This is a genomic window from Ectorhizobium quercum, assembly GCF_026552795.1.
Lineage (GTDB): Bacteria > Pseudomonadota > Alphaproteobacteria > Rhizobiales > Rhizobiaceae > Ectorhizobium > Ectorhizobium quercum.
In genome coordinates this window covers 171025-193446 of sequence record NZ_JANFPI010000003.1, presented here as the reverse complement: position 1 = coordinate 193446, position 22422 = coordinate 171025, and the positions used below count along the sequence as shown (strand labels likewise).

The following is a 22422-nucleotide window of genomic DNA, read 5'->3' as shown; positions in this document are numbered from 1 at the left end:
TGCGTGGACGTTGAAGGGCACTCGTCAGGCGGCGGGGATGACCCAGCCGTCATTGACGCGAACGGAGATGGAACTGCCCGGAGAAAGAGGCTGCTCGTCGTAACTGTGCAGCGTCAGCGGGATGTCGGGCATGGCATCGGCATGGAAGTCGATCTGGTTGTGGCTGCCGCGGTAGATCACCCGCTCGACGGTGGCGGAGAAGCCGTCATCTTCCGTCCCGGCCAGTCCAAACTCGCCCGGATGGATGCAGAGCTTCGCGTCGGGGGCCTGCTGCTGGCCGGGTTTTGCGCGCACCTGGTGGCGCGTTCCGAAAATCTCCACGATGGCATGGCCGGGCCGGGCGGCCGGTTCGACATTGCGTGCCGGGAAGACCATGCCGCCGCCGATGAAGCGCGCCACCATTTCGTTCTGCGGCTCGCGGTAAAGAGCGCGGGGCGCGGCGAACTGCACGAGACGGCCGGCATCCATCACCGCGATGCGGTCCGCCAGCGCCATCGCCTCGGACTGGTCGTGGGTGATGTAGATCATGCTGGCGCCGGTTCGGCGGTGAAATTCGAGGAATTCCTTTTCCATCGACGCGCGCAGATGGACGTCGAGATTGGCGAGCGGCTCGTCCAGCAGCATCAGGGACGGGTCGGAGGCGAGGCACCGGGCCAGCGCCACCCGCTGACGCTGGCCGCCGGAAAGGTCGGCCGGCGCCCGCCCGCCGAATGCCTCCATGCCGACCGCGGCAAGCGCGTCGAGGCTGCGGCGGTTTCGCTCGGCGGCATTGATGCCGTTGATCTTCAGCGCATAGCCGACGTTTTCGGCGACGCTCATATGCGGCCAGAGGGCATAGTTCTGGAAGACGATGCCGATGTTGCGCTTCTCCGGGGGCAACGTGAACTGCCGCGAGGAAACCTCGGTCCCGCCGATCCGGATCGATCCGGCATCCAGTGTCTCGAAGCCGGCGACGAGACGCAGGAGGGTTGTCTTTCCACATCCCGAGGGGCCGAGAACGGCGACGAACTCGCCGTCGTTCACATCGAGTGAAACGCCATCGACCACCCGCTTTCCGGTGAAGCTCTTCGCCACATTTTCGAGAACGATGCCGACCATGCGGATCTGTTTCCAAGATGCTGATTTTTCACGTTTTTTCTCATGCGTGGAAGAATTTCATATTCTTCTGCACTCGTGTGCAACATAGGGATGACGTATATCGGTTTTGTGACATCGGGGATGCGCCTGTGGAGGGCGTGCGGCCTTCGCATGCGCTGACCGCCATCGGCCATGCCGTCACGACATTGAGGGGTGCAGGATGCGGTATGCCGATGCTCGACAATCGGAGCAGGCAGGGCCATGAGACCCTGGAGCAATTCCAGCGGAAGCGGGAACCGGTTTTGCCTCCGGAAAGGCTCGAGGCCGTCGAACGCGTGACATCGGTCAATCGATCGACGGCCTGAGGGCCGCAGGCGGCCTGACTATTCTTCGAACGCGACCTCCCGCGTCTTACGCACCGCGGGAACGATCATCGCGATCAGGCAGACGGCGGCGATTGCCAGCAGCGTCGCCGAGATCGGCCGCGTCAGGAAAACCGTCGGATCGCCGCGGCCGGTGAGCATCGCCCGGCGAAGGTTTTCCTCCAGCATCGGGCCGAGCACCAGTCCGAGAAGAAGCGGAGTCGGTTCGCAGCCGAGCTTCATCAGGATGTAGCCGATAGCGCCGCAGAGCATCATCACCAGCACGTCGAAGGTGCTGTTGCTCACGGTGTAGACCCCGACGCAGCACAGGGCGATGATGAGGGGGAAGAGCATGCGGTAGGGAACGGTGAGCAGCCTGACCCAGATGCCGATCATGGGAAGGTTGAGGATCACCAGCATGACGTTGCCGACCCACATGCTGGCGATCAATCCCCAGAAGAGCACGGGTTCGGTCGCGATGATGTTCGGCCCCGGCGTGACGCCGTGCAGGATAAGCGCGCCGACCATCATCGCCATTGTCGCATTGGCCGGGATGCCCAGCGTCAGGAGGGGAATGAAGGATGTCTGCGCGCCGGCATTGTTGGCGCTTTCGGGGGCGGCGACGCCCTCGATGGCGCCGTTGCCGAAGCGCTCCGGCGTTCTGGACAGGCGTTTTTCCAGCACATAGGCGGAAAAGGCGCCGATCGTCGCGCCGCCGCCGGGCAGGATGCCGAGAAGCGAGCCGACGCCGGTTCCCCGCAGGATAGGCATGGCGATGCTTTTGATGTCCTTGCGGCTCAGCAGCAGGGAGCCCACCTTCGAAACGGACCCCTTGCGCTCCGCCTCGTTTTCGAGGTTGAGGCAGATTTCCGCCAGGCCGAACAGGCCCATCGCGATTGCGACGAACTCGATGCCGTCGAGAAGGTTCTGGTTGCCGAAGGTCAGGCGGGCGACGCTGGTATACATGTCCTGCCCGATCAGGCCGAGCATCACGCCGAGGACGATCATCGCCAGCGCCTTGACGACCGAACCGGAGGCGATGGCGACGGATGCGATCAGGCCGAGGACCATGAGGGAGAAATATTCCGCCGGCCCGAACTTCAGCGCGACGCTGGCAAGCGGCGGCCCCATCGTGGCGATCACCAGCGTGGCGACCGTGCCGGCGAAGAACGAGCCGAGGGCCGCCGTTGCCAGCGCGGCGCCCGCCCGTCCCTGACGCGCCATCTTGTAGCCGTCGAGGGCGGTGACGACGGAAGAGGCCTCGCCGGGCAGGTTCAGGAGGATGGCGGTGGTCGAGCTTCCGTACTGGGCACCGTAGAAGATGCCGGCGAGCATGATCAGCGCGGTGACGGGCTCGAGCCCGAATGTCAGCGGCAGCAGCATGGCGATGGTGGCGACCGGGCCGAGCCCCGGCAGAACGCCGATGAGGGTTCCGACGAAGGCGCCGATGAAGCAATAGAACAGGTTGTTCAGGCTGAGGGCCGTCGACAGGCCGAGGCCGAGATTCGAAACGAGATCCATCTGCGTTACCTCATGCGCCGGTGAGCCAGGAGCCGAGCGCGGCCAGCGGCAGGCCGAGCGCCCCGGCGAAAATGAACCAGGCCGCCGCGCTGGAAAGCGCTGCCAGCAGCAGGGCGGGAACGAGCCTGAAATCCTTGCTCGCCCTTGCGGCGATCAGGATGGTGACGAAGACGGTGATCGGAAAGCCAAGCCCGTCCAGCGCGATGGCGAAGAAGAGGGCGCTGCCGCTGACGAGCAGGAGCCGCAGCCATGCGATGGACGAGACGGCGTTGCGTTCGGATGCGTTGCGCACGCCCGTCAGCACGGTGAGGACGCCGAAAAACGCCAGCATGCCGGACAGCACGAGCGGAAAGTAGCCGGGGCCCATGCGGATTGCGCTGCCCATCGGCAGGCGCAACGCGCCATAGGCGAAGACGGCAGCGACCAACAGGAAAAACAAGCCGGAAAGAACATCCTTGTTCCGGAGCAATACGTCCATGCGGTTCATCGGAGCCTCCCGCTCTTCATCGCAAGTTCAACGCCGTCAGCCCTGCGGAGCGGGAGCGTATGCCCGCGCTCCGCAGGGCAAGGGGAGAGGGCTTATTCCGACTTGTTCATCCCGTACATGCCGAGATCGCGGATGACCTGTTCCGCCTTGGTGCTTTCCTCCCGGGCCAGAGCGGCGAAACCTTCGCTGTCGCGGTAATCGACGAACTCACCCATCGTCTCCATTTTCTGGATGAAGTCCGGGTCGGCCATCGCCGCGGCCAGCGCATCGGTCAGCCGGGCGCGCACATCGTCGGGAATCCCCTTCGGGGCAATGATGCCCTTCCATGAAGACCAGGTGAAATCGATGCCCTTTTCGACGGCGGTCGGAACGTCCGGGTAGTCGCCGATCCTGTCCTGTTCCATCACGAAAAGCGGCGTCACCGTGCCGGCCTGCACATAGGGCCTGGCTTCCGCCGGCGTTGCCGTCACCGCGTCGATATGGCCGCCCGCGCATGAGGTCAGGGCTTCGGCCGCGCCGCCGTAAGGCACATGTTCGAAGGTGACGCCGGCGACCTTGCCGAACGCTTCCATAGACAGGTGGTTCGCGCCGCCGGCGCCGGAATTGCCCACCAGCACGGTGCCGGGATTCTCCTTGGCTGCTGCCAGGAAGGATTCGAAATCCTTGTATGTCGTGTCGGCGCAGGCGAGCACGATCTGAAGATTGCGGGCTATCAGCGCGAGGAAATCGACGCTGTCGATATCGTAGGTCGTCGCGCCATAATGCGGCAGAAGGGCAATGGGCCCCTGGGCGCCGGTGCCGAGCGTGTAGCCGTCGGGCCTTGCCTTCAGGGATGAGCCGGTGCCGATCGCCCCTCCGCCGCCGGGCTCGTTGCGGACGACGACAGTGGCGCCGTCGAGCTTTCTGGACAGGACGTCGGCCAGAACCCGGATCGAAAGATCCGTGCCCCCGCCAGCGGCATAGGGCACCACGATTTCAATCGGTTTCGTGGGGAAACCCTGGGCGTTAGCCGCAAACGCAGCCATGCAGGCCACGGCAGTCAGGCCGGTTGCCTTGATGAATTCGCGCATTTCCACCTCCCTTGGATATCGTCGCTCCTCCGACTGGCTGCCACGCTATGGATAAAGAAATTAGTTGTCAACTCATAATAAAATAATGGTCGTTAAGATCGAGAAGCCGGAGACCATGTTTCGAAACGATCTCTTCGCTGGAAGCGTAGGAATGAAAGCGAAATGGATTCGTTATTATATTGATTTTCATTTATTATTTTGAATATATGAGGGTGTTGCGTTGGCTCCGCCCCGTCATCTTCCGGATGCCGTATCGGGTTTCATCTTGGCGGACGTTGGTCGATATGACGATTGAAATTACAAATTTTAGACCTTGTTCCGCATGTTTTTGGGCAAGCTCACGCCCAGACGTTCCGCTTCCGTTTTCAGGGCGGGAACAATGGAGGGGTAGAGGTCGACGCCATCGGCCAGCGCCCGGCGGCGGCGCTCCAGTGCGGCTTGCCCGGGAAGGCGCACCGGCTTGCCGGGAACCCGGGGCGGCGAGGCGAGGCAGGCTTTCGCCAGCCAGCCGGTCTGCCGCAGGAAGGCGTCCCGGCCGCCGAAAGCCTCCGGATCGTGAACCGTGATGGTGACGGCCGCGTTCGTTCCTGTCGGGGCGTCGGCGCGGCCGTATCCCGCCAGGCCCTGGGTCAGGGCCTCGACGGAAAGCGCCATGCCGTATCCCTTCTGCCCGTGATCGAGGCCGCCGGTCGGCAGCAGGGTGCCGCCTTCGGTGACGGTCTGCGGGTCGTGCGAAGGCGCGCCTTCGGCATCCATCAGCCAGTCGTGGCGGTAGCTGCGGCCCTCGCGGAGCATGCGCTGGGCCATGTTGACCGTGGTGATGGAGGCGGAAATATCGATCAGGATCGGGTCCGCCGGCGTCGGTATGCCGTAGGCCACCGGGTCCGGGGTGAAGACGCCCTTCAGACCTCCGAAGGGAGCGACCTGCGCGCCGGACGGCGAGGAGGAGGCGATGGAGATCATCAGCCCCTGTGCCGTGGCCTCCGGCAGATAGGCGGCCAGAGCGCCGATGTGGTGGCTGTCGCCGATCGCCAGCGTTGCCGTTCCGTGGCGGCGCGCCCGTTCGCAGGTGAGCTTCACCCCCTCAGATACGAGCCATGCGCCGGGGAGCCGGTTGCCGCGCCAGCAGATCGCCGCGCCGCGGTCGGAAACCGTATCCGGTTCGCCGTCCTTCGTCATGACGCCATCGGCTATGCCTTGCAGATACCACGGCGCGAGCGCGAGGCCGTGCGTGTCGTGTCCCATCAGGTCCGCTTCGACGAGATAGTGCCCGACGGCGGCGGCTTTTGCCTCGCCGAGACCGGCGGCGCGAAAGAGTGCCACCGCGAAATCGCGCAATTCGGTGGCCGGAACGCTCATGGTGCCGTCCTTTCGAAAACCTCCGGATTGAGAACGCGCGCCGGACGGCCGCCGGCGATCAGCGTTTCGATATCCGCGATGTTCATCAGCCCGACATTCTCGACGGCCTCAACGGTATCGGCGCCCGAATGCGGCATGAAGACTGCCTTGGGATGGGTGAAGATCGGATGGCTCCTGTCCGGTGGTTCGACCGTGTAGGCGTCGAAGGCGGCGCCGCCGAGCTGGCCGGACTGGAGGGCGTCGTAGACGGCGTCGATATCCGTCACCTCGCCGCGGGCGAGATTGAGCAGCCGGGCGCCGGGTTTCATCTTCGAGAGCGCCGAGGCGTCGATCAGCGCCGCATTGTCCGCGCCGCCGAAGACGTGCAGCGAAAGATAGTGGGAGCGGGCCAGAAGTTCGGGCAGGTCGACGATGCCGATGGAATGGGCCTCGGCGAATGCGCGGTCCGCGTAAGGGTCCGTGGCGATGACGGTCATGCCAAGGGCTTTCGCCTTCAACGCCAGCGCGCGGCCGATATTGCCGAGGCCGAGGATGCCGAGTATCTTTCCGCCGATCTGGCTTCCCACCTGCCTGTTCCAGCCGCCCGATACGATGCCGATGTGGCTGGCGGGAATGGCGCGCGCCATCGAGAACATCAGGCCGAGCGCCAGTTCCGCCACCGCATCGGCGTTCGCGCCGGGGGTGTTGGCCACTGGAATGCCGCGGGCGGTGCAGGCGGGAATGTCGATATTGTCGACACCGACGCCATGTTTCAGCACGGCCTTCAGGCGGCCTGCCTGCGAAAGCGTCGCCTCCGTCACCGGCACGAGGCCGACGACGAGGTAGTCGGCCCTGGCGATGTGATCGGAAACGCCACCGTCGGGGCGGGCGGTGTCGGTGCAGCGGATCAGTTCCCAGCCGAGTTCCGCCAGCCGTGCCGGAACGCGCCCGTGGCGCCCGAAGCCGGGCGAGGTGGTAAGGAGGACGGTCATGCCTGCACCAGATCGTAGGCCTTGAGGATGGCGAGGATCTGCGCGTCCTGCGCGGGGTCGGGCAGGAGCGCGGGCTGCCGGCTCGCGCCGACGGAGGAATCCATCAGGTAGAGCGCGCGCTTGACGAGGGCGGGCGGATAGCCGAGCCCATAGAGATCCTTGCGGAAATTGCCGTAGATCGCCTGCTGGCGCGCGGCTTCTTGCTGATCGCCGCGGTTGAATGCCGCAAAGATTGCGGAAAGCACCTGCGGCATGACGTTGCCGAGGCCGGAAATGCAGCCGGCCGCCCCGTTTTGCAGCGACCAGTGTACGAGATGGTCGGGCCCGGAATAGACCTCGAAGCCGGGCTTTTCCCTGCCGACCTTGAGATAGGCCTCCAGCGTTTCCTGCGCGCCGCCGGAATCCTTGATGCCGGCGATATTGCCGTGATCGGCCAGCACGCTGGCGGTTTGCGGCTCGATATGGTTCTGGGTGCGGGCGGGAATGTCGTAAAGATAGACCGGCGTGCCGACGGCATCCGCCACGACCGAGAAATGCCGGATGAGGCCGTCCTGCGTGCAGGCGATGAAGAACGGGGTGATGACGGCGATGCCGCTCACGCCGATCCGGTCGAAGGCACGGGCAAGCTTCACCGTTTCGAAGGTGGCGGGCATGCCGGCATTGACGATGACATCCGCCCGGCCCGCGGCCTCGTCGACCACGGCTTCCGTCAGGGCCACCTTCTCCTCGAAGGTCAGGGCGGTGAAGTCGCCGTTCGTGCCGGCGCACATGATGTTGTTGCCGGCCTCGACCTGCCGCCGCACCTGGGCGCGGGTGGCTTCGAAATTGATCGTTTCGTCGTCGTTGAAGCAGGTGACGATGGCCACGAAGGCTTTTCTGTTCATGATGTACTCCGTTGTCTGGAGCCGCAGGCATGGTCCGTGATCGGCGTCGCCTGGTCCGGCAGGTGAAGGCTTCTCAGGCACTTTTCAGAAAGTCGGCGAGTTCGGCGGTCGGCGGCGCGTCGAGAACGCTGGCCGGCCCGTCGACGTTGACACGGCCCTTGTGCATGTAGACGACGCGGTTTGCGACCTTGCGGGCGAAGTCCATCTCGTGGGTCACGAGCACCATCGTCATGCCGTCGCGGGCGACCTGCTCGATGACCTTCAGAACCTCGGTGGTGAGCTGCGGGTCGAGGGCGGAGGTCACTTCGTCGAACAGCATCAGCTTCGGGGCGAGCGCAAGGCCACGCGCGATGGCGACGCGCTGCTGCTGTCCGCCCGAAAGCTGTTCGGGATACATGTCCATGCGATCGGCCAGCCCGACGCGGGTCAGGACTGCTTCCGCGACCGTCCGCGCCTCGGCAAAGGGCTTCTTCTTCACGAGGCGCAGCGCCAGCATCACGTTTTCGGCGGCCGTCATGTGCGGGAAGAGATTGTAGGACTGGAACACGATCCCGACGTCCTGCCGCAACCGGGCGAGATCGACCTTCCGGTCGTGCAGCGCGTGGCCGCAGACCCTGAGTTCGCCGCCTTCGATCGTCTCCAGCCGGTCGAGGCAGCGCAGCGCCGTGGACTTTCCGGAGCCGGACTGGCCGATGATGGCGACCACCTCGCCGGCATCGACGGTGAGGTCGATGCCCTTCAGCACCTGCAACGCGCCGAAGTTCTTCTGGACATTCTTCATCTCAACGACGGGAGACATTCAGTTTCCTTTCCATAGCGCGCGACAGTTCCGAAACGGGGAAGCAGACCGCGAAGTACAGGGCGCCGGCGAGCCCGAAATAGAGGAACGGCTCGAAGGTGGCATTGTTGATGATCTTGGCGTTGTAGGTCAGTTCCGGGAAGCCGACGATCAGCGAGGCGATGGAGGTGTTCTTGATGATCTGCACCATGAAGCCCACGGTCGGCGGGATGGCGATGCGCACCGCCTGCGGCGCGATCACGTGCCACATGCGCTGGGCCCGGCCGAGCCCCAGGCATTCGGCCGCCTCCCACTGGGCGCGGGCCACGGATTGCAGGCAGCCGCGCCAGATTTCGCCCATATAGGCGCTGGTGTAGATGGACATCGCCAGCGTCGCCGCGGTGAGCGGGGCGACGCCGCGCATGCCGATGATGTTCGGGCCGAAGAAGCACAGCCCCATCAGCACCAGCAGCGGAATCCCCTGGACGATCTGGATGTAGACCGAAGCCGCCCGGCGGATCGCCGGCACGGATGAAATGCGCGCCAGGGCGATCAGGGCGCCGGCCAGCCCCCCGAACAGGAATGTCAGGAGTGACAGGACGATCGTGTTGCCGAGCCCGGCGATCAGCGACATCAGGAGAACGGTGTTCATAGCGAAGTCCCCAGCCTGCGGCGTCGCGGAAAGAGAAGCTGGCCGATGAGGTGGAACGCCAGGCGGACGAGAACGGACAGGACGAAGTAGATGACGCCCACGACGACGAAGACCTCGAAATTCCGGAAGGTGTCGGACTGGATGCGGTTCGCGACGCCGAACAGTTCGTCCACGCCGACGGCCGAGACGATGGACGAGAAAAGCATCAGCAGGACGTATTGCGAGGTAAGCGCGGGATAGACCCGTTCCAGCGCCGGGCGGATGATGACGTGTAGATAGATCTGGAGCCGGTTCAGCCCGAGGCACTCCGCCGCCTCGATCTGGCCCCGGTTGATGCTTTCGATCCCGGCGCGCACGATTTCCGTCGTGTAGGCGCTGACATTGACCGTCAGCGCGATGACGGCGCCGACGAGAATCGGCAGGCGCAGCCCCGACGAGGCCAGCCCGAAGATCAGGAAATAGGCCTGGATCAGCAGGGGCGTGTTGCGGATGATCTCGACATACGACTTCACCAGCAGCCGCACCCAGCGCGGGCCGGAGGTGTAGAGCACCGCGCACACCGAACCCACGAGAATGCCGACGACCGTGGTGAAGAAAGTCAGCTGGATGGTGGTCCACAAACCTTCGAGCAGCGCCGGCCAACGCGCCAGCACCGGCTCGAAATCGAACCTGTAGTTCATATTGCTCCTCCTGCTCCTCCGCCGGCAGCCTGCGCGGCAGCCAAGCGGCAACAGGTGAAGCGCAAAAAGGCATTAATTGTCAATATCAATATTTTGAAAACGCGGTTGCCGTGCGATGATTTTTCAAGTTTTATATTATAAAATCAATTTATATCAATGGATTATGATTTTCTTGCAAAATCGTGTTGCATGCCGTTCAAAGTGGTGTAACAAATTTACATCCAATTCGGGAGGAGGAAGCCGTGTGGGCGCCCGCTGAGTTTTATCCGGATCCCGCGGTCGAGATTCTCGACGAGCGTTTCCGCAATCTGGTCGTGATGCATGCCGCCATCGAGCGGCTGCATACCGGCATGCGCTGGGCGGAAGGGCCTGTCTGGTTCGGCGATCACCGGTGCCTGTTGTGGAGCGATATTCCAAACGACCGCATCCTGCGTTACGACGAGGAGACCGGCGCCGTGAGCGAATTCCGGCGGGGCGGTCATGCCAACGGCAACACGCGCGACCGTCAGGGACGGCTGGTCTCCTGCGAGCATTCGGGGCGGCGCATCGTGCGGACGGAATTCGACGGCTCGATCCGCGTCATCGCCGACAATTATCGCGGCAAGCGGCTGAATTCGCCCAACGACGTCATCGTGAAGTCGGATGGTTCGATCTGGTTCTCCGATCCGACCTTCGGCCTGCGCGACTATTACGAAGGCGTGAAGGGCGAGGCGGAACTGCCGACCAATGTCTACCGCGTCGATCCGCAAACCGGCGCAATCGATATCGTCGTCGAAGGCATTCCTCAGCCCAACGGGCTCTGCTTCTCGCCCTCGGAGGACCGGCTCTATCTCGTCCAGACGCGGGGCGGAATCCATGTTTTCGACGTGGCGGCGGACGGGTGCAGCCTCGGCGAGCGCCGGCTTTTCGCCGATGCCGGCAAGACCGGCGCTCCCGACGGCATGCGCTGCGATGTCGAGGGCAATCTGTGGGCGGCCTGGGGCGTCGGCGAGGGGAATTTCGGCGTGCGGGTGTTCTCGCCCGACGGCACGGCCCTCGGCCACATCCACCTGCCCGAACGCTGCGCCAATCTCTGCTTCGGCGGACGGCATCGCACCCGGCTGTTCATGGCGGCCAGCCGCTCGATCTATTCCCTGCACGTCGCCGTGCAGGGCGTTGCCTATACATGATCTTGCACAGGGAGGAACATATGAAGATCGTGAAACTGCTCGGCGCGGCCACCGCATTCGGGATTGCCTTCGCAGGCGCCGCCACGGCGGACCAGCTTGCCGACATTCGCAAGGCGGGCGTCATCCGCGTGGCGACCGATATGGGCGTGCCGCCCTACGGCATGATGAGCCCCAGCCTCCAGCCGGTCGGCTCCGATGTCGACACGGCGAATCTTCTGGCCGAAAGCCTCGGCGTCAAGCTCGAACTCGTGCCGGTGACGGGGGCGAACCGCATCCCCTTCCTGCTCACCGACAAGGCCGATGTCGTCATCTCGTCCTTCTCGATGAACGCGGAACGTGAAAAGGTCATCGACTTCTCCCGTCCCTACGGTAAGATCCAGATCGTCATCGCCGGCCCGGCCTCCGAAAAGGTCAAAAGCTTCAACGATCTCGCCGGCAAGCGGGTGGTGGTGACGCGCGGCACGACCGCCGATTCCGGCCTGACGGAAGGCGCTCCCAAGGCGGAGATCGTCCGTTTCGACGACGACGCCACGCTGGTGACGGCCGTGACCTCTGGTCAGGCGGATCTCGCCGCCAATACCCCGTCCGTCATCAAGACGATCAACGAGAGGCGTTCGAACGATCCGCTGGAAATCAAGTTCCTGATCAACGTGTTCCCCTATGCCATCGGGCTGCGCAAGGGAGAGAGCGAACTCAAGGACTATCTCGACGGCTGGGTGGCCGACAATCTGGCGAACGGCAAGCTGAACACGATCTACAAGACCTGGCACGGCGCCGATCTGCCCGACATGAACGACTGACGAGGCGGGCACCGCCGCCCTGCGCGCGGTGCCCGTCTTGTTCCCTTGCGGGTTCTGCCGTGCTTTGCGCCATTCGCCGCCGGCGATCCGTTGTTTTTGCACGACCCGTCGCGGCGTGCGCGGTGGCGCGGGCATTCCGGGTTTTGATGGAGAAGTGAGAGATGAGTGTGACGATTGGGATTACGATGGGTGATCCTGCGGGTGTCGGGCCGGAGATCAGCCTGAAGGCGCTTGCGGAGATGGGGGCCGGGGATCGCGAGCGGACGCTGATCTACGGCAATCTCGCGACGCTCGAGGCGACGAAAGCGGCGATCGGCCTCGACATCGATCTTTCGGGCCGTGTCGTCGATCTGCCGGTCGAGGGGGCGCCCCTGCCGTTCGGCAGGCTGTCGGCGGCGGCAGGCGACGCGGCCTTCCGCTTCATCGAGAAGGCGGTGCGCGACGCCGAGGCCGGCAGGATCGGCTGCATCGTCACCGCGCCGATCAACAAGGAGGCGCTGAACGCCGCTGGCCATCACTATGACGGCCATACCGGCATGCTGCGCCACCTGACCGGCGCGAAGGCCGCCTACATGCTGCTCGCCTCCGAACGGCTGAAAGTCATCCACGTCTCCACCCATGTCTCGCTTCAGGAGGCGATCCGCCGCGCGACCACGGGGCGGGTGCTGGCGACGATCAGGGCCGGCGACGCACATCTGAAGCGCATCGGCTATGACAGGCCGCGCATCGCGGTGGCGGGGATCAACCCGCATTGCGGCGAAAACGGCTTGTTCGGCACGGAGGACGACGAGCAGATCGCCCCCGCCGTCGCCGCGGCGCGCGCCGAGGGCATCGACGCCCACGGCCCGATCTCCGCCGACACCGTGTTCCACCGCGCCTATGGCGGTGCGTTCGATCTGGTCGTCGCGCAATACCACGACCAGGGGCATATCCCGATCAAGCTGGTGGCCTTCGATACGGCGGTCAACGTGTCCGTCGAACTGCCCATCGACCGCACCTCGGTCGATCACGGCACGGCCTTCGACATCGCCGGCAAGGGGATCGCCAATCATGAAAACATGAATGCGGCTATCGCCTATGCGCGCAAGCTGGTCGCGGGAGGGCGCGGATGAGCCTTGTTCACGACCGCTGGAACGAGCCCGCCGCGCTGACGAACGCCCACCCGCGCCTCTCTCCGCCTTCGGAGGACGCGCATGGAAAGATCCGGGCCGCAATGGCCCGTCTCGAAGCATTGTGAGGGAGAACAGGTTCATGACGGCCGCCAATCGCATCATCACCCTGCACCAGCCGCGCCGCCTCGAGATCGGCGCCGGCGCGGTTTCGAAAGTCGGGGCCTGGGCCGGCGATGCCGCCCGCATCTTCGTCGTCGCCACGCCGCATACGGGCCGTTTCGTCGACCGCCTCGGGCTGTCCGGCCAGGTCACGCTGTTCGACGCCATTCCCGGCGAGCCGGATACGGCCGCCTTCGGGGCCGCTATGGAGGCGGCGCGCAAGGCGCGGCCGGATCTCGTCGTCGGCCTCGGCGGCGGCTCGGTCATGGACGTCGCCAAGCTGGTCGCCGCACTCTGGGATGGCGAGCAGAGCCTCGCGGACGTTGCCGGCCCCGACAGGGTGGCGGGCCGTCGAACCCGTCTGGCGCAGGTGGCGACCACGGCCGGAACCGGTTCGGAGGCCGGCATCCGCGCGCTCATCACCGATCCCGGCAAGGGCAACAAGATCGCCGTCGAAAGCCCGTACATGATCGCCGATCTGGCTGTGCTCGATCCGGAACTCACCTGGTCGGTGCCGCCGGCGGTCACGGCGGCGACGGGCGTCGATGCGATGGCCCATTGCGTCGAGGCTTTCACGAACCGCAAGGCGCATCCGGCGATCGATCATTATGCCCGCATCGGCATCGGGCTGGTCGGACGCTATCTCGCCCGTGCCGTGCGCGACGGAAAGGATACGCAGGCGCGCGAGGGCATGATGCTCGCCTCCTTCTATGGCGGTGTGTGTCTCGGCCCGGTCAATACGGCGGGGGGGCATGCGCTGGCCTATCCGCTCGGCACGCTGCTGCATCTGCCGCACGGGCTGGCGAACGCCATCATTTTTCCGCATGTGCTGGCCTTTAATGCGCCCGCCGCGGAGGAGAAGACGGCGGAAGTGGCCGATGCGCTCGGCATTGCCGAGCAGGCGAGGGCCGAGGGGCTGTTGAAGGCGGCCTACGGCTTCTGCGCCGGACTGGGCATCGAGATGCGGCTGTCGCACCACGGCGCGACGGAGGAGCAGCTCGCGCGTTTCGCCGCGGACGCCCACGCCATCCGCCGCCTGATGGACAACAATCCGCGCGACATGAGCGTGGACGACGTGCTGGCGGTCTACCGCGCCGCGTTCTGAGGCGATCAGAAATCCGCGACCTTTCCCCAGGCCGAGCCGTTGAAGCGGCCCGGCCGATAGGGCCGGGGATCGACGATGGGCTCGTCGCCCGTCACCAGATCGGCGATCAGGTGGCCCGCTCCCGGCCCGATGCCGAAGCCGTGGCCGCTGAAGCCGGCGGCGAGGATGAAGCCCGGCAGTTCCGCTGTCTCGCCGATGGCCGGCACGCCGTCGGGCGTGCTGTCGATGAAGCCGGCCCAGGTGGCGGCGATCTGCGTCCCGCGCAGCCCGGGCAGAAGGTCGAGGGCGCGCTCGTGGGTGAGCCGGATCGCGGCGGCATTCGGTTTCGGGTCGAGGATGCGCACGCGCTCCATCGGCGTCGGCGCGTCGAGCCGCCAGCGTTTCAGCGTCTCGTGGCCGCCGCGGATGCCTTCCAGCCCGCCCGGCCTCAGGCTGCGCCAGCGCCGGGCGAACATCGGCAGGAATTGCGGTGCGAAACGCATCTGCTGCGGCGTCGGGTCGAGCCTGCCGAGGCCGCTGACAGCCAGCGTATAGCCGCCGTCGCCGCGGCGGGTTGCGGAAACCGTCGCCGTATGCAGTGCATCCGGCAGGCCCTCCGCGCCGGGCGTCACCGACAGGATCGAGGAACGCATCGAGGCCTGCGGAAAGCGGATGCCGTGCTGCCGGCAGAAGGACGAGGCCCAGGCGCCGCCCGACATGATCGCGACCCTGGTGCGGATCATGCCCTGTTCCGTGACCACCGCGCTGACGCGCCCGCCTTCGGTTTCGAGCCCGCGCGCCGCGCAATTCTGGTGAACCGTGCCGCCGAGCGCCAGGATGGCGCGGGCGACGGCGGGCGCCGCCTTCGACGGGTCGGCGGTTCCGTCGGTCGGCGAGAAGACGCCGCCCTTCCAGCGCCGGCCCGTGGCGCGGCCCCGCTCGCTGGCGGCTTCGGCATCCAGCATGTGGGTTGTCACGCCGGCGGTGAGGGCGAAGTCGCGCCAGCGCGCCCAGCCTTCGAGCTCGGCCTCGTCGTTGCTGAGATAGAACAGGCCACAGCGGCGAAAGCCAGTATCCTGCCCGCTTTCGGCCGCGAAACCTTCCCAGAGCGCCAGGCTTTCGGTCGCGATGGGCAGTTCGCGGGCGTCGCGGTTCTGCTGGCGGCACCAGCCCCAATTCCGGCTGGACTGTTCCGCGCCGATCAGCCCCTTTTCGACCAGTGCCACCTTCTGGCCGCGCCGCGCGAGATAATAGGCGGCGAAGACCCCGACGATGCCGCCGCCGATGATGACGGCATCGGCGGATGCCGGCAGGGCCGGAGAGGTCTCGATCTTTTGCAGCGGCGCAGGCATGGCGGGACTCCTTACGATAGGCCTAGTCTAGACGCGCCTGCCGGCGAGGCGCTGCCAGAGAATGCTGGTTTGCGGCATTTCATGCCGTTTCGCCCTGTGCGGGCAAATCATTATGCTTCATGAAAAATTCCCGGTTGCGTCGGCCGGGAAATCTGATGTGATAGGCCTTTCATGCCGGCATCGGAATTTTATGCTGTGCCTGCGAACAAGCGTGGAAAGGATCCTCTGGCGTGATGAAGCTCGACCGGATCGATATCAAGATCCTCTACGAACTGCAAAAGAACGGCCGCATTACCAATGTCGAGCTGGCGGAGCTGGTCAATCTGTCGCCGAGCCCGTGCCTGATGCGCGTGAAGAAGTTGCAGGCCGAGGGCTATATCGAGGGTTACTCGGCCCAGATCAACATCAACAAGCTGGGCCAGACGCTGACCGTTTTCACCGAAATCACGCTCAAGAACCACCGGCAGATCGACTTTGCCCGCTTCCTGGCGGTGGTCGAGAAGATCGATCAGGTCGTGGAGTGCCATCTCGTTTCGGGCGGTTACGATTATCTCCTGAAATTCGTCACCTCCGGCATCGTCGAATACCAGTCGATCATGGAGCGCCTCACCGACATAGATGTCGGCATCGACAAGTATTTCAGCTTTGTGGTGCTGAAATCGCCGATCACCAAGGCGCATATGCCGCTGACCAGCCTCTTTCCGCTTTGAGAGCATGTCGCGCAAGGGTGTGAAGCGGACATGCCCCGGACAGGCGAGGACCCGTCAGCGCCTGCAATATTCCCGCACCAGTTCGGCATCCTGCCGGAGGGTGTCGAGCCAGTGCGGATCGAGCTTCGGCACGGAGGAGAACAGCAGTTTCGAATAGGGGTGCTGCGGCGCGTGGATGGCGTCGGTCGTGATGTGCTCGACCTTGCGGCCGCCATACATGACGACGATTTCGTCGCAGATCGTCTCGACCACCGACAGGTCGTGGCTGATGAAGATGTAGGAGAGGCCGAGTTCGCGCTGAAGCTCGCCGAGCAGGTCGATCACGGCGGCTGCGACCACGGTGTCGAGCGCCGAGGTGATCTCGTCGCAGATAATCAGGGTCGGTTCGGCCGCCAGCGCCCGGGCGAAATTGACGCGCTGCTTCTGGCCGCCGGAAAGGCCGGCGGGATGGCGATCGCGGATCGAGCGCGGCAGCTTCACCATGTCGAGGAGCTCGTCGATCCGCGCGTCGCGCGCTTTGCCCTTCATGCCGTGGTAGAAGGTCAGGGGGCGGCCGAGGATATCGCCGATCGGCTTGGACGGATTGAGCGCGGTATCCGCATACTGGAAGACGGTTTGCAGCCGGCGCAGTTCGTCGCGGGAGCGGCGGCGGGAATCCCGGTCCAGCTCGCGGTTCTCGAAGAGGATGTTGCCGGCGGCGGCCGGAAGAATGCCGGAGATGGCGCGCGCGAGCGTCGACTTGCCGCAGCCGGACTCGCCGATGATGCCGAGGTTGCGGCGTGGATAGACCGCAAGGCTCACCGTGTCGACGGCGCGGATCATGGGCAGGCCGTCCTCGCCGGGGGCGCCGTATCCGGCAACCAGCTTGTCGATCTCCAGAAGCGGGCGGGGGCGTTCGGCCTCGGCGGGTGCGACGGCGCGCGGCCGGGGGTGGAAGGCAGCGAGCAGTTGCCGCGTATAGGGATGCCGCGGGTTCTCGAGAATTTCGGCCGTGGTGCCGGTTTCCTGCACCTCCCCTGCCTTCAGCACGACGATCCGGTCGGCGATCTGCGCGACGACGGCCAGGTCGTGGGAAACGTAGACGCCCGCCATGCCGCCGTTGCGCATGGCCGACTTGAAAGCCCTGAGCACCTCGATCTGCGTCGTCACGTCCAGCGCGGTCGTCGGTTCGTCGAAGATGACGAGCGCCGGGTCGCCGATCAGCGCCATCGCGGCGGACAGGCGCTGCAATTGCCCGCCGGAGACCTGATGCGGATAGCGCTCGCCGATCGTATCGGGATCGGGCAGGGACAGCGCCCTGAACAGGTCCACCGCCTTGCGGCGTGCTTCTTCCGGCGGCATCAGATCGTGGATGCGGGTGATCTCGATCACCTGGTCGATGATCCTCTGCGCCGGGTTGAAGGCGGCGGCCGCGCTCTGCGGCACGTAGGAAACCCGGGTGCCGCGAATGGCCGCGCGTTCGGCCTCGGGGAGCGTCGCCATATCCTTGCCGGCCACGCTGACGCTGCCACCGGCGATGCGGCAGCCCGGGCGGGCATAGCCCATCAGGGTCAGCGCGATGGTGGTCTTGCCCGATCCGCTTTCGCCGATCAGCGCCACGATTTCGCCCTCCGGGACATCGATGTCGACGCCCCTGATGATTTCAATGCGGCGGCCGGAATCGGTGGTTGCATCGACCTTCAATCCACGGATTTCAACGAGATTGGCCATTATTCGCTCCTGTCGTGGATCTTTTCCGGCAGATTGTCGATCAGCAGGTTGACGCTGATCGTCAGGCTGGCAATGGCCAGCGACGGCAGGATCACGGCGGGCGCCGCGAAGGGCAGGCCGCCGATGTTCTCGCGCACCAGCGCGCCCCAGTCGGCGTTCGGCGGCTGAAGGCCGAGACCGAGGAACGACAGGCCGGACAGAAGCAGCACGATGAAGACGAAGCGCACGCCGAGATCGGCCAGCACCGGGCGGATGATGTTCGGCAGGATTTCGGAGCCGATGAGGTAGAGGATGCTTTCGCCGCGCACCCGCGCCACGGTGATGAAATCCATCGTGTTGATATTGACGGCGAGCGCGCGGGCGAAGCGGTAGGCGCCCGGCGTGTAGATGACCGACAGCGTCGTGATCAGCACCGGGATGGACGATCCGACGGCCGCGACCACCACGAGGCCGAAGAGCTTGCTTGGAATGGAGTTCAGCGCATCGAGGAAGCGGCTGAGTGCTGCATCGAACCACCCGCCGATGACGGCGGCGGACATGCCGAGCACGACGCCGGAGACGCAGGCGATGGCGACCGCCGCCAGCGAGATGCCCACCGTGAAACGCGCGCCCATGAGGATGCGCGAGAGGACGTCGCGGCCGAGATAGTCGGAGCCGAGCCAGAACTCGGAGGTCATCGGGCCGAAATAGTCGTAGTCGACGATCTCGCCCACCGGATGCGGGATCAGCCAGGGGGCGAAAACGGCGATGAAGGCCCAGAAGAGGATGATGAGGAAGCCGAGCACGCCGACGGCGTTGATCCGGTAGCCAAGGCGGGGGCCGTGCGATGCCTTGCGGATGTGGTCCTTGGCGATGTCTTCGGTCATCAGCGCAGCCTCGGATTGGACATGATGGCGATGATGTCCGCGGTGGTGATCAGCAGAAGATAACCGAAGCAGAAGATCATCGCGCAGCTCTGGATCAGCGGAAGGTCGCGCGTGGCAACGCCGTCCACCATCAGCTTGGCGATGCCGGGATAGTTGAAGATCGTCTCGACGATGATGACGCCGCCGACGAGATAGGAAAGCGACAGCGCCACCGCGTTGACGATCGGGCCGAGCGCGTTGGGCAGCGCGTGCCGCAGCACGATGCGCGTGCGCGAGGCGCCCTTGAGAAGCGCCATTTCCACATAGGGCGTGTTCAGCGTCTCGATCACGGCGGCGCGGCTCATGCGGATCATCTGCGCGGAGACCACGAAGGTCAGCGTGATGACGGGCATGGCGTAGACGCGCAGCATGTCGTAGACGGAATGGATCTCGCTGACCAGCGACAGGGCCGGCAGCCACCGGAGATAGACGGCGAAGACGAGGACGGCGAGTGTCGCGATCATGAATTCGGGCACCGAGATGACGCCGATGGTGAGGATCGTGACGATGCGGTCGTAGGGCGTTCCGCGCAGCATGGCGGAGCTGATGCCGAGCGCCAGCGCCAGCGGAACGGCGATCAGCGTGGTGATGCCGGCAAGCTTCATGGAATTGACGAAACGCGGGCCGATCAGATCGGCGATCGCCATGTTGTTGGCGTAGGACGTTCCCAGTTCGCCCTGGAGAAGGCCGAACAGCCAGCGCACGAAGCGCAGCAGGGCGGGATCGTCGAGGTGCATGGCCGTGCGCAGGCCGGCGACGGCTTCCGGCGTGGCCGCCTGGCCGAGCAGTATCGTCGCGGTGTCGCCGGGCAGAAGGCTCGTGGCGGAGAAGACGATGAAAGACACGATCAGGAGAGTCGTCAGCGCGATGACCACCCGTCTGGCGATGAGGGACACTATCCGTCGATTCATTCCCATGCTCCTGAAGCCTGTCCGGGACCGGAAACCGGCCGCATAAACGGCGGAACGGCCGGGCGCACAGGCGCGCCCGGCACCCGGAAGCTTATCAGGCTTCGAGCCAGACGTATTCCGCAAAGGCGTAGCCCATCATGCCGCCGAGCGGATTGGCTTCAAGGCCCTTCAGTTTGTCGCTGATGGCGTCGACGTTGGAAATGAAGGCCGGAATAATGGTTCCGGCGTCCTCGGCGATCATCGTTTGCAGCTCGAAATAGATTTCCTTGCGCTTTTCGAGGTCGAGCATGCCGCGGGCCTCGATCATCTTCCTGTCGAAGGTCTCCGACTTGTACTGGCTCTCGTTCCACGGGGCGTCGGAGGCGTAGAGCAGCGAGAACAGGATGTCCGGGGTCGGGCGCGGGTTGATGTTGCCGAAATGGACCGGCGCCTTCAGCCAGTAGTTGCTCCAGTAGCCGTCGGAGGGAACACGCTGCACGTCGAGCTTCATGCCGATCTCGGCGGCGGACGCCTGGATGATCATGGCCATGTCGACCGACGACGCCGCCGCATCGGAAGCGACGACCGGGATCGACTGGCCGATGAGGCCCGCCTTCTCGAAGTGGAATTTCGCCTTGTCGGGGTCGTAGGCTTTCGGCTTCAGATCGGGATTATGGTAGGGGTTCATCGGCGGCACGGGCTGGTCGTTGCCGACTTCCCCGAGGTCGCGAAGCGCTGCCTTGACGATCTGCTCGCGGTTGACGATCGACTTCATGCCGGCGACGAAATCGGCATTGTCGCCCGGCGCCTGGTCGAGGCGGATGTTGAGGTTGGAATAGTTGCCCGAGGTCGTCTTGGACAGAACGACGCCGTCCTGCCCGTCGAGCTGGCGCAGCGCGCGTGGATTGATCGCGGCGGCGAGCTGGATGTCGCCGGACAGGAGCGCGTTGACGCGGGCATTGTCGTCGGCGATGGCGAAGAATTCGAAGGAATCGACGTACGGGCCGGCGGACTTCCAGTAGTTGGGGTTCTTCGACATGACCGAGCGCACGCCCGGATCGAAGGTTTCGAGCTTGAAGGCGCCGGTGCCGTTGCCCTTGGAAAAGTCGGTCGTGCCATCGGCGACGATCATGAAGTGGTGCATGGCGAGGATGGTCGGCAGGTCGGCGTTCGGGCTGCCGAGCGTGATTTCGACCGTGTTCTTGTCCACCGCCTTGAAGCCGGTCATCTGGGACGCGATTGCCGCGACCTTGGAGCCGGCGGCCGGATCGAGATGCCGCTTCAGCGAGAAGACGACGTCCTCGGCCGTCAGTTCCTTGCCGTCGTGGAAGGTCACGCCCGACCGCAGCTTGACGGTCCAGGTCCGGGCATCGCCGGATTCGATGGACTCGGCCAGTTCCATCTGCGGAATGCCGTTGGCGTCGAGGAAGGTCAGGCGGTTGTAGAGCGAGCAGCAGCGGACATAGTCCGTCGACAGCGAGGCCTTGGCCGGGTCGAGCGTGTCGGCGGTCGAGGTCGACCAGCCGGCGGCCTTGAGCGTGCCGCCGGAAACCGGGGTGGCGGCCACGGCGCGCGAGGCGCGGCCGAAAATCGCCGAGCCGGCGGAAAGGGCGACACCGCCGGCCAGCATCATCTGCAACAGGTCGCGCCGGGTGGCGCCGCGGCGAATGGCCCGCTCGACCGCAGCGTCGTCGGCCCGGGTCCAGTTGGTCGTCAGATCGTCACTCATGTCTTTCCCCTTTTTTGTTTGATGTTCGGTAATGTCGGCAGGGCGTGTCCCGATTCACGCCCTGTCCGGTGCTGAAGCGGTTCAGCCGCGCGCCTGACGCACGGCGTCTGCGAGGCCGGCCATCGAGGTGAAGTGATAGTCCGGCTCGGTGAAGGCTTCCGGCTCGATCGTGCCGCCGTAACCCTTTTGGGCGTGACGGCGCTCTATCCAGCAATTGGTCATGCCGAGTTTCCGGGAAATGCCGATGTCGTGGTACTGGCTCTGGGCGACGTGCAGGATGTCGTCCTTCGACGCCCCCTCGCTTTCGACGAAGGCGAAGACCTTCTCGAAGAAGGCCGGGTCCGGTTTTTCCGTGCCCGTGTCATCCGCCGTGAAGGCGGCATGGAAGGGCTCTCCCAGTTCCTTCGAGAAATGGTCGAAGGCCCAGCGGCGGGCATTCGTCATGGCGATCAGGCGATAGGATCCGGCAAGTTCGGCAAGGGCGGCGCGGCTGTCTGCGAACCCCTTCCAGTTGCGGGCGGAATCGCGCAGGCGCTCGCCATAGGCCTTCTCCGCCGGCAGGCCGAGCTGCGGCGCGATGATCGTATAGACGCGCACGAGATCGTCCGGGAAGAGATCCGTCGCATCGGAATAACGGGCGGCGCGGTAGAGGGCCAGCGCTTCTTCTGCGTCGATCGTGACGCCGGCCTCTGCGGCGATTTCAGCCAGGCAGCCGCTCAGACCGCTTTCGAAATCGATCAGCGTCCCCACGACGTCGAAGGTCATATATCTGAATTCGTTCAGGTTCCTGGGCAATATCGGTCTCCGGGTCGCCACATGTCGATGCGTGACGTGCGGCATATTATTCTGCTGGCGAGGGGATATTTCCCCTCATATGCGTGAGAATGCCGGTTTTCCGGGGGCTCGAGCCGTTTCCGGGTTTCAGTTTGACACTTCCGTGACACCGGATTCTCCGAAATGG

22 protein-coding genes are annotated in these 22422 nt (G+C 64.9%); 6 read left to right on the top strand and 16 right to left on the bottom strand.

The window, feature by feature from the left end; genetic code table 11:
* Nucleotides 1-24 precede the first annotated feature (24 nt).
* The 10 genes from NOF55_RS09500 to NOF55_RS09455 all read right to left on the bottom strand — a co-directional run bounded on the left by NOF55_RS09500 (nt 25) and on the right by NOF55_RS09455 (nt 9841).
* Nucleotides 25-1098, bottom strand: coding sequence for an ABC transporter ATP-binding protein (locus tag NOF55_RS09500; protein WP_306411131.1), 1074 nt, complete (start codon nt 1096-1098; stop codon nt 25-27).
* A 362-nt stretch (nt 1099-1460) separates the two neighbouring features.
* The gene (locus NOF55_RS09495) at nt 1461-2960 is read right to left on the bottom strand and encodes a tripartite tricarboxylate transporter permease (protein ID WP_306411130.1); all 1500 of its coding nucleotides are present in this window, start codon (nt 2958-2960) and stop codon (nt 1461-1463) included.
* Nucleotides 2961-2970: 10 nt separating this feature from the next.
* The gene (locus NOF55_RS09490; RefSeq protein WP_306411129.1) at nt 2971-3447 is read right to left on the bottom strand and encodes a tripartite tricarboxylate transporter TctB family protein; all 477 of its coding nucleotides are present in this window, start codon (nt 3445-3447) and stop codon (nt 2971-2973) included.
* A 92-nt stretch (nt 3448-3539) separates the two neighbouring features.
* Entirely contained in the window at nt 3540-4517 is a 978-nt protein-coding gene (locus tag NOF55_RS09485; RefSeq protein ID WP_306411128.1) for a Bug family tripartite tricarboxylate transporter substrate binding protein, read from the bottom strand.
* A 306-nt stretch (nt 4518-4823) separates the two neighbouring features.
* Entirely contained in the window at nt 4824-5876 is a 1053-nt protein-coding gene (locus NOF55_RS09480; RefSeq protein WP_306411127.1) for an Ldh family oxidoreductase, read from the bottom strand.
* On the bottom strand, nt 5873-6847 hold the full coding sequence (locus tag NOF55_RS09475; protein WP_306411126.1) for a phosphoglycerate dehydrogenase: 975 nt from the start codon (nt 6845-6847) through the stop codon (nt 5873-5875). Before NOF55_RS09475 ends, NOF55_RS09480 begins: the two co-directional genes overlap by 4 nt.
* The gene (locus NOF55_RS09470; RefSeq protein ID WP_306411125.1) at nt 6844-7731 is read right to left on the bottom strand and encodes a dihydrodipicolinate synthase family protein; all 888 of its coding nucleotides are present in this window, start codon (nt 7729-7731) and stop codon (nt 6844-6846) included. Before NOF55_RS09470 ends, NOF55_RS09475 begins: the two co-directional genes overlap by 4 nt.
* Before the next feature lie 73 nt (nt 7732-7804).
* A complete protein-coding gene (locus NOF55_RS09465; protein WP_306411124.1) occupies nt 7805-8530 on the bottom strand; it encodes an amino acid ABC transporter ATP-binding protein in 726 nt (241 codons plus the stop codon).
* Nucleotides 8514-9161, bottom strand: a complete 648-nt coding sequence (locus NOF55_RS09460) for an amino acid ABC transporter permease (protein WP_306411123.1) — start codon at nt 9159-9161, stop codon at nt 8514-8516. Before NOF55_RS09460 ends, NOF55_RS09465 begins: the two co-directional genes overlap by 17 nt.
* Nucleotides 9158-9841, bottom strand: coding sequence for an amino acid ABC transporter permease (locus NOF55_RS09455; RefSeq protein ID WP_306411122.1), 684 nt, complete (start codon nt 9839-9841; stop codon nt 9158-9160). Before NOF55_RS09455 ends, NOF55_RS09460 begins: the two co-directional genes overlap by 4 nt.
* Before the next feature lie 242 nt (nt 9842-10083).
* On the opposite strand from NOF55_RS09455, the gene NOF55_RS09450 reads away from it, so the two are divergent.
* From NOF55_RS09450 to NOF55_RS09430, 5 genes are all read left to right on the top strand, one after another.
* On the top strand, nt 10084-11010 hold the full coding sequence (locus NOF55_RS09450; RefSeq protein ID WP_306411121.1) for an SMP-30/gluconolactonase/LRE family protein: 927 nt from the start codon (nt 10084-10086) through the stop codon (nt 11008-11010).
* Nucleotides 11011-11030: 20 nt separating this feature from the next.
* On the top strand, nt 11031-11810 hold the full coding sequence (locus NOF55_RS09445) for a transporter substrate-binding domain-containing protein (RefSeq protein WP_306411120.1): 780 nt from the start codon (nt 11031-11033) through the stop codon (nt 11808-11810).
* A gap of 161 nt (nt 11811-11971) precedes the next feature.
* Nucleotides 11972-12922: a 4-hydroxythreonine-4-phosphate dehydrogenase PdxA gene (gene pdxA / locus NOF55_RS09440; RefSeq protein WP_306411119.1), complete on the top strand. Its 951-nt coding sequence runs from the start codon at nt 11972-11974 to the stop codon at nt 12920-12922.
* The gene (locus tag NOF55_RS09435; protein ID WP_306411118.1) at nt 12919-13047 is read left to right on the top strand and encodes a hypothetical protein; all 129 of its coding nucleotides are present in this window, start codon (nt 12919-12921) and stop codon (nt 13045-13047) included. Before pdxA ends, NOF55_RS09435 begins: the two co-directional genes overlap by 4 nt.
* 14 nt (nt 13048-13061) lie before the next feature.
* Nucleotides 13062-14186 (top strand): iron-containing alcohol dehydrogenase, encoded by a 1125-nt coding sequence (locus NOF55_RS09430; protein WP_306411117.1) that lies wholly within the window; start codon nt 13062-13064, stop codon nt 14184-14186.
* Between the two features lie 5 nt (nt 14187-14191).
* Here NOF55_RS09430 and NOF55_RS09425 read toward each other — a convergent pair whose 3' ends face one another.
* Nucleotides 14192-15517 carry an NAD(P)/FAD-dependent oxidoreductase gene (locus tag NOF55_RS09425; protein ID WP_306411116.1) on the bottom strand — a complete coding sequence of 442 codons (1326 nt, stop codon included), beginning with the start codon at nt 15515-15517 and terminating at the stop codon, nt 14192-14194.
* A 233-nt stretch (nt 15518-15750) separates the two neighbouring features.
* Between NOF55_RS09425 and NOF55_RS09420 the strand changes: the two genes are divergently transcribed.
* Nucleotides 15751-16227 carry an Lrp/AsnC family transcriptional regulator gene (locus tag NOF55_RS09420; RefSeq protein ID WP_306411676.1) on the top strand — a complete coding sequence of 159 codons (477 nt, stop codon included), beginning with the start codon at nt 15751-15753 and terminating at the stop codon, nt 16225-16227.
* A 54-nt stretch (nt 16228-16281) separates the two neighbouring features.
* Here the strand turns inward: NOF55_RS09420 and NOF55_RS09415 are convergent, their stop codons facing one another.
* The 5 genes from NOF55_RS09415 to NOF55_RS09395 all read right to left on the bottom strand — a co-directional run bounded on the left by NOF55_RS09415 (nt 16282) and on the right by NOF55_RS09395 (nt 22226).
* Nucleotides 16282-17937, bottom strand: coding sequence for an ABC transporter ATP-binding protein (locus tag NOF55_RS09415; protein ID WP_306411115.1), 1656 nt, complete (start codon nt 17935-17937; stop codon nt 16282-16284).
* Nucleotides 17937-18803: an ABC transporter permease gene (locus tag NOF55_RS09410; protein ID WP_306411114.1), complete on the bottom strand. Its 867-nt coding sequence runs from the start codon at nt 18801-18803 to the stop codon at nt 17937-17939. The genes NOF55_RS09415 and NOF55_RS09410 overlap by 1 nt, the downstream gene beginning before the upstream one ends.
* A complete protein-coding gene (locus NOF55_RS09405; protein WP_306411113.1) occupies nt 18803-19753 on the bottom strand; it encodes an ABC transporter permease in 951 nt (316 codons plus the stop codon). The genes NOF55_RS09410 and NOF55_RS09405 overlap by 1 nt, the downstream gene beginning before the upstream one ends.
* Nucleotides 19754-19847: 94 nt before the next feature.
* The gene (locus tag NOF55_RS09400) at nt 19848-21461 is read right to left on the bottom strand and encodes an ABC transporter substrate-binding protein (RefSeq protein WP_306411112.1); all 1614 of its coding nucleotides are present in this window, start codon (nt 21459-21461) and stop codon (nt 19848-19850) included.
* 81 nt (nt 21462-21542) lie between these two features.
* Nucleotides 21543-22226, bottom strand: coding sequence for an HAD-IA family hydrolase (locus tag NOF55_RS09395; protein ID WP_370868962.1), 684 nt, complete (start codon nt 22224-22226; stop codon nt 21543-21545).
* Between the last annotated feature and the right edge of the window lie 196 nt (nt 22227-22422).